Origin of the sequence: Streptomyces sp. GC420 (assembly GCF_009916105.1) — a bacterium.
Classification (GTDB): domain Bacteria; phylum Actinomycetota; class Actinomycetes; order Streptomycetales; family Streptomycetaceae; genus Streptomyces.
The window spans coordinates 1-7,079 of the sequence record NZ_JAAAXQ010000386.1 but is presented as its reverse complement, the minus strand read 5'-3'; the positions used below and the strand labels follow the sequence as shown (position 1 = coordinate 7,079).

7 protein-coding genes are annotated in these 7,079 nt (G+C 73.4%); all 7 read left to right on the top strand.

All coding sequences use genetic code 11. The annotated features are described in order from the left end of the window. Positions 1-39: 39 nt before the first annotated feature. The 7 genes from GUY61_RS31875 to GUY61_RS31845 all read left to right on the top strand — a co-directional run bounded on the left by GUY61_RS31875 (position 40) and on the right by GUY61_RS31845 (position 7,076). Positions 40-228 carry a ferredoxin gene (locus GUY61_RS31875; protein WP_166633767.1) on the top strand — a complete coding sequence of 63 codons (189 nt, stop codon included), beginning with the start codon at positions 40-42 and terminating at the stop codon, positions 226-228. 95 nt (positions 229-323) lie between these two features. Continuing rightward, a complete protein-coding gene (locus tag GUY61_RS31870) occupies positions 324-1,568 on the top strand; it encodes an FAD-dependent oxidoreductase (protein WP_313896966.1) in 1,245 nt (414 codons plus the stop codon). A 14-nt stretch (positions 1,569-1,582) separates the two neighbouring features. Beyond that, positions 1,583-2,392 (top strand): acetoacetate decarboxylase family protein, encoded by an 810-nt coding sequence (locus tag GUY61_RS31865; RefSeq protein ID WP_166633763.1) that lies wholly within the window; start codon positions 1,583-1,585, stop codon positions 2,390-2,392. 674 nt (positions 2,393-3,066) lie between these two features. Next, on the top strand, positions 3,067-4,536 hold the full coding sequence (locus tag GUY61_RS31860; RefSeq protein ID WP_166633761.1) for an aldehyde dehydrogenase: 1,470 nt from the start codon (positions 3,067-3,069) through the stop codon (positions 4,534-4,536). After that, the gene (locus GUY61_RS31855) at positions 4,529-5,473 is read left to right on the top strand and encodes a 3,4-dihydroxyphenylacetate 2,3-dioxygenase (protein WP_166633759.1); all 945 of its coding nucleotides are present in this window, start codon (positions 4,529-4,531) and stop codon (positions 5,471-5,473) included. Before GUY61_RS31860 ends, GUY61_RS31855 begins: the two co-directional genes overlap by 8 nt. A gap of 1 nt (position 5,474) precedes the next feature. After that, complete coding sequence (locus tag GUY61_RS31850; protein ID WP_166633758.1) at positions 5,475-6,329, top strand: fumarylacetoacetate hydrolase family protein; 855 nt, start codon at positions 5,475-5,477, stop codon at positions 6,327-6,329. An 87-nt stretch (positions 6,330-6,416) separates the two neighbouring features. Continuing rightward, the gene (locus tag GUY61_RS31845) at positions 6,417-7,076 is read left to right on the top strand and encodes a TetR/AcrR family transcriptional regulator (RefSeq protein WP_166633756.1); all 660 of its coding nucleotides are present in this window, start codon (positions 6,417-6,419) and stop codon (positions 7,074-7,076) included. The last annotated feature ends 3 nt before the right edge of the window (positions 7,077-7,079 follow it).

Sequence of the window (7,079 nt, the reverse complement as noted above, 5' to 3'; positions counted from 1 at the left end):
CTCCCCGCGCTCCGACGCCCGCCCCCTCCAGGAGGACCGATGAAGGTCGTCGTCGACATGAACAAGTGCCAGGACCACGGCCAGTGCGTCTTCGCCGCCCCCGACGTCTTCCAGCTCGACGACAACGGACGGCTCGTCCACGTCGGCGAGCCCGACGACGCACTGCGCGACGAGGTCGAGGAGGCCGCCGACGTCTGTCCGCTCCAGGCCATCCGGATCGAGGGCTGAGCGCGATGACCGCCGCGAGCCCGGAACACCCCCGTACCGCCGCGCCTCCGGGACCTGCCGGGAGACCCGGTTCCACTGGGACTTCGGGGGCCGCCGTGCCTCCCGGCCCCGGCCCGGCCCGCCGCACCGGACGCGTCGTCGTGGCCGGCGCCTCCATGGGCGGCCTGCGCGCCGCCGAGCAGCTCCGCGCGGCGGGCTGGACAGGTGCGATCACGGTCGTCGGGGACGAACCCCACATGCCGTACAACCGCCCGCCGCTGTCCAAGGAAGTGCTCGCGGGCAGGGCGCCCTTCGAGTCGCTGGCCTTCACTCCCAGGGCGAGCGCCGCCGACGTCGAGTGGCGGCTCGGCACCGCCGTCACGGCCGCCCGCCTCGACGAGCGCCTCGTCGTTCTGGACGGCGGCGAGGAACTGCCGTTCGACGGCCTGGTCGTCGCCACGGGCATGCGGCCCCGCCGCCTGCGCTGCCCCGGACCGACCGGGCCGGGCAGCGGCCGTCACACCGTCCGCACCCTCTCCGACGCCCGGGCCCTGCGCGACGAACTGACCCGCCCCGGCGCGCGCGTCGTGGTGGTCGGCGCCGGATTCATCGGCTGTGAGGTCGCCGCGACCGCGGTCGGCCTCGGCGTCGCCGAGGTCACCGTGGTCGACCCGCTGCCGCTGCCCATGGTGGGGCCGCTGGGCGAGCTGCTGGCAGGCGCGCTTCGCCGTCGGCACGAGGAGCGAGGCGTACGCTTCGCGCTCGGGACGGGCGTCAGCGGCTTCACCGGTGACGAACGGGTCACGGGGGTCGTACTCGGCAACGGCACCGCGCTCCCCGCCGACGTGGTGATCGAGTCCGTCGGCTCGGTCGCCAACACCGAGTGGCTCGAAGGCAACGGCCTGGACCTCACGGACGGCGTCCTCACCGACGAGGACCTGCGGGCCGGCGGCCTGCCGCACGTCGTCGCCGTCGGCGACGTGGCCCGCTTCCCCAACGCCCGCTACGACGGCGTACCGCGCCGCGTCGAGCACTGGTCCATCCCGGGTGACACCGCCAGGCACGCCGCCAGGACCCTGGTCGCCCACCTCACGGGAGCCGACTGCGGTCTGCCCCCGTTCGCGCCGCTGCCGACGTTCTGGAGCGATCAGCACGACTTCCGTCTCCAGTCCTTCGGCGCCCCCCTGCTCGGCCTCGGGGACGTACGGGTCCTGGAGGGCGACCCGGACGAGGACGTCCTCGTCGGCTACCACGCCGACGGCCGGCTCGTCGGAGTCGTCGCGCTCGGCGGCCCGGCCGCCACCACTCGAGCAGCCCGCTACCGCGCCGGACTGCTCAAGCAGCCCGCGCTCACCGACTAAGGAACCTCCTGATCATGAGCACCGTCCGCGGATTCCTCACGCCCAAGACGGCGACCGGTTCGTCGTCGCTGATCCCCTCGCCCCCGTGGCTCTACTCCGGAGACCTGCTCACCGTCGAGTACCGCACCGACCCGGACCGGGTGCGGGAGCTGCTGCCCGAGCCGCTGGAACTCGCCGAGGAGGACCCGGGAGCCGTCGCCCTCATCTGGGCCGACTGGCAGTCCTGCTCCGCCTCGGGGCGCGAACTGCTCGACCCCGTGCTCTCCCAGTACAAGGAGGCCTTCGCCGTCGTCCGCTGTTCCTACCGGGGCCGCACCTACTCGCGCTGCGTCTACATCTGGGTCGACAAGGACTTCGCGATCGCCCGAGGACTGCACCAGGGCTACCCGAAGAAGCTCGGCTCCATCCACCAGACCCGGCCGCACCCGTACGGGCCGGCGCCGCGGATCGAGGCCGGCGCCAGATTCGGCGCGACGCTCGCCGCCGCGGACCGCCGCCTGGCCCAGGCGGTGGTGACCCTGCGGGAGCCCTCCGGGACGAACGGCTTCGTCAACGGTCACCCCATGGCGCACCACCGCTGGCTGCCATCGATCGAGAAGGGCGGCGGACTGGCCCTGGACGAGCTGATCGAGTCCGGCGCGGCCTCCTTCGAGGCCGGCCAGGCATGGACCGGCGACGCCGACCTGGAACTCTTCGAGTCTCCCACGGAGGAACTGGCCCGCCTGGAGGTGCGCGAGCCGATCGCCGCGTACTACCGCCAGGTCGGCGTGGTCTGGGACGGCGGAACGCTGCTGGAGTCCGGCACGTCGGCGGCGACCGTCTAGCGGGACCGCCCGCGGCTCGGCGCGTCCCCGGGCAGCCCCGGCCGCGCCCTCCGCGGCGCGCCCACCGGGCCGGACCGGCCGACGGCTCCGGCGGCCTGTGCCTCCCTCCCGCGCGGCGGGACGGCCACGCACGGGCCCCGATGCCACCGGCGCACGGCGCGCCCCACGATCCGGCGCACCGGGCCCCGGCCACGGCCGGACGGCCGGAAGGCGGGAGGCGGGAGGCGGGAGGCGTGGACGGCCCGTACCTCGGTCCGGCTCACCGGGCGCGCGCCGGCGGTCCCGACAGGAGAAAGCACCCGGCCTCCGAGCCCGAAGCCCCACGGCCGGACGGCCGGACGGCCACAAGGCCAGAACCAGCACCGGACTCCGCCGCCCGGCGCGGGCGCACCGCCGGGCAACCGACCCGCCGACGGCGGGACACCCGGGCCGGGCGCCCCAGACGTCCCGACCGGAGGAGGCGCCCAGCTTCCGCGCTGGAGCCCACGGCCGGACGGCCACGAGACCGGAAACAACACCGGCCTCCGGGCCGGAGGCCCGCAGCCGAAGGCCTGCGGCCGGACGGCAGGAGGCAGGAACGAGAACGAACACCGGCTTCCGCCGCCCGGCGGGGCCGCGACCGACACAACCGACCCACCGACCAGCCCTACGGCCCCGTCAACTGGAGCACCCACATGTCCGAGAAGACCACCGTCGCCGGGGTCGCCGTCGACACCCGGCACTGGATCGGCGGCGAGCGCGTCGCCTCCGCGGGGACGTTCACCGACGTCTCGCCCATCGACGGCACCGTGCTCGCAGAGGTCGCCCGCGGGACGGCCGCCGAGGCCGGGGCGGCGGTCGCCGCCGCCACGGCGGCGTTCCCCGCATGGGCGGCCACGCCCCGCGCCGAGCGGGCCCGGCTCCTGCACGCGATCGCCGACGGCGTCGAGAAGCGCCTCGATGAACTCGCGAACGTCGAGACCGCCGACAACGGCGCCCTGCTGCGCTCGCACCGCCGCGGGGTGATGCCCCGTGTCGCGCACAACTTCAGGTTCTTCGCAGACTGGCTGCTGCAACTGGAGCACGAGGACTTCGAGACGCGCGGCCACAGCAACCACGTCTCCTGGGACCCCGCGGGACCGTGCGTGCTGATCACGCCGTGGAACGCGCCGCTGATGCTGGCCACCTGGAAGGTCGCCCCGGCGCTGGCGGCCGGGAACACCGTCGTCCTCAAGCCCGCCGAGTGGTCTCCGCTCACCGCGTCCCTGCTCGCCGACATCGCCGCCGAGGCCGGGCTGCCGGCGGGAGTCCTCAACGTCGTGCAGGGGTACGGCTCCGAGATCGGCGACGCCCTCACCTCCCACCCCGGCGTGCGCCGGATCAGCTTCACCGGCTCGGTGCCGACGGCCAGGCGGATCGCGGCGTCCGCCGCCGCCGCGCTCACTCCCCTGAGCCTCGAACTCGGCGGCAAGTCCCCTCTGCTGGTCTTCGCGGACGCGGACCTGGACCTCGCCGTGGACCTGGCGGTCGAGCAGTACGACAACGCCGGGCAGGTGTGCCTGGCCGCGACCCGCATCCTGGTCGAGGAGCCGGTCGCGGAGGAGTTCACGCGCCGCCTCACCGAGAAGGCCTCCCGGCTCAGGCAGGGTGATCCGCGCGACGAGGCCACGGACATCGGCCCGAACATCCACCCCCGTCAGCTGGAGAAGATCGACGGCTTCGTGCGGCGGGCGGTCGCGTCCGGAGCCCGGGTGGTCTTCGGCGGTGCCCCCAACACCCGGCTCGGCGGCCTGTTCTACCTGCCGACCCTGCTGACCGGCGTCGCCCAGGACTCGGAGATCGTCCAGGAGGAGGTCTTCGGCCCCGTGCTGACCCTCCAGACCTTCCGCACCGAGGACGAGGCGGTGCGGCTGGCCAACGACACCCGTTTCGGCCTCGCCGCCACCCTCGCCACCGGCGACCCGGCCCGCACCGAACGGGTCACCGCCCGGCTCGTCGCGGGAACCGTCTGGGTCAACTGCTTCTTCGTACGCGACCTGCGGGCGCCCTTCGGCGGCTCCCGTCACTCCGGTGTCGGCCGCGAGGGCGGCACCTGGAGCTTCGACTTCTACTGCGACCTCAAGAACACCGTCACCGCACCGAAGGGATGGCTCAGCCATGGGTGAGATCGTCGGGGCGGGCCTGCTCGCCCATGTCCCCACCATCATGCTGCCGGAGGAGACCCGTCTGGAGCTCAACGAGGGCAAGGAGATCACCCTCGTCACCGGCCTGGAGCAACTGCGCAGGGACGTCTTCGAACGCGAGGACTACGACACCGTCGTGGTCCTGGACTCCCACTGGGCCACCACCGTCGAGTTCGTCGTCACCGCGCAGCCGCGCCGCGCGGGCCTGTTCACCTCCGAGGAACTGCCGCGCGGGATGTGCCGCATCCCGTACGACTACCCGGGCGACCCCGAACTCGCCGGGAACATCGCGGCGTCCGCCGACAAGCACGGCACCTGGATCACCGCGATCGACGACGCGTACCTGCCCGTCTACTACGCCACCGTCAACCTCTGGAAGTTCCTCGGCGAGGGCCTGGCCGACAAGCGCTGGGTGACCATCGGCGTCTGCCAGACCGGCGACATGGAGGACCACCTCCGCCTGGGCCGGGCGCTCGCCGACGGCATCGCCGCCACCCCGGGCCGCAAGGTGCTGCTCATCGCCTCCGGCGCGCTGTCCCACACCTTCTGGCCGCTGCGCGAGCTGCGCGAGCACGAGGCGAGCGACCCGGCGCACATCTTCTCCCCCGAGGCGCGCGAGGCCGACGAGACACGCATCGGCTGGTTCAGGGAGGGGCGCCACGACAGGGTCATCGACACCATGGACGAGTTCTGGAAGTACAAGCCGGAAGCCCGCTTCTTCCACTACCTGATGATGATCGGCGCCCTCGGCGAGCGGGCGTGCACCGCGACCGCCCGCCAGTACGGCGCGTACGAGAACTCCATCGGGACGGGACAGGTCCATCTCTGGTTCGACCGCCCCGAGGGGGGCTGGACGGCGCAGCGCGCCGGCACGGCCGCCCGCAGCCACACACCGCACCACCATGCCGAGGAGCACTGACATGGCAGGAACCACCGAGTACCGCCGCATTCTGCTGGACGGCGCCGTCACGGACGTCGTGCGCGACGGCGCGGAACTCGTCGCCGCGGACGGCCGCAGGGTCGGGGCCGACGAGGCCGTGCACCTGCCGCCGGTCGTCCCGTCGAAGATCATCGCGGTGCACCTCAACCACCGCAGCCGGGTCGACGAATTCGGGATCGGGCTGACACCGGCGCCCACGTACTTCCACAAGCCGACCTCGGCCCTCAACTCCCACAAGGGCGCCGTCGTCCGCCCCGAGGGCTGCAAGTGGCTGAACTACGAGGGTGAGGTGGCCATCGTCATCGGGAAGACCGCGCGCAACATCTCCCCCGCGGAGGCAGGCGGCCACATCGCCGGCTACACCGTCGCCAACGACTACGGCCTGCACGACTTCCGGGACACCGACGCGGGATCGATGCTCCGCGTCAAGGGCTCGGACACCCTGTGCCCGCTGGGCCCCGGGCTGGTCACCGGCTGGGACTTCAGGGGCAAGTCGCTGCGTACGTACGTCAACGGCGAGGTGGTGCAGGACGGTTCGACCGACGAGATGGAGTGGGACATGCACTACCTCGTCGCCGACATCGCCCGCACCATCACTCTCCACCCGGGCGACGTACTGCTGTCCGGCACCCCGGCCAACTCCCGTCCCGTACAGCCCGGCGACGTCGTCGAGGTCGAGGTGGAGGGCCTGGGACGGCTCACCAACCGCATCGTGACCGGGCCCACCCCGATCCGCGGCGACGTCGGGGCGCAGCCCACCGAGTCCGAGGAGGTCGTGTCCACCGCGCTGGGCGGCGACTGGGAGTTCCGCGGCGTCAGGCCCCCGAAGCGCTGATGCCGCCGCCACCGCGCCGCACCGGGTCCCCGGCGGGAGGGACCCGGTGCGGCGCCCGCCCGTCCGCCTGCGGGTAGGGTCCCGGACATGACCGGATCCGCCGAGACTCCCGACGGCAAGCGCGTCAGGCCCCGCAAGCGGGTGCACTACGGCGCGGGCCGCGAGGCCCTGCTCAACGCCGCGGTGCGCGTGGTCGCCCGCGGTGGTCTGCGCAGGCTCACCTACCGCGCCGTCGCGGAGGAGGCCGGGGTCACCCACGGGCTGGTCGTCCACCACTTCGGCTCCCGCGACGCCCTGATCGAGGAGGCGCTGGCCCACACGGTGCGCACCAGCATGAGCACCAGCGCGGTCGAGCCGGGCACCGGAGAGGCGGAGGACTTCGCCGCCGGGCTGTCGGAGATGGTCATCTCCGGCCCCGACATCCAGGCGTTCCAGTACGAGCTGCTGCTCGAGGCGCGTCGCAGGCCGGAGCTGCTGCCCCAGCTGCGCGCGCTGTACGCCGAGTACTTCGACGCGACCGAGCGCGAGCTGACCCGGATGATCCCCCAGCGTGCGAACCGGGCGCTGTCCCGGCTGGTGTTCGCGGCCCTGGAGGGCCTGGTGCTGCACCAGCTGGTGCTGGGGGAACCGCAGGTCACCGAGGCCGCACTGAAGGAACTGCGTTCCCTGCTGCGGCTGCTCGGCGCTCAGGACGGGGACGGGGACGGGGACGGGCACGGGCACGCCGGGGAGTCCGGCACCGCCTGACCC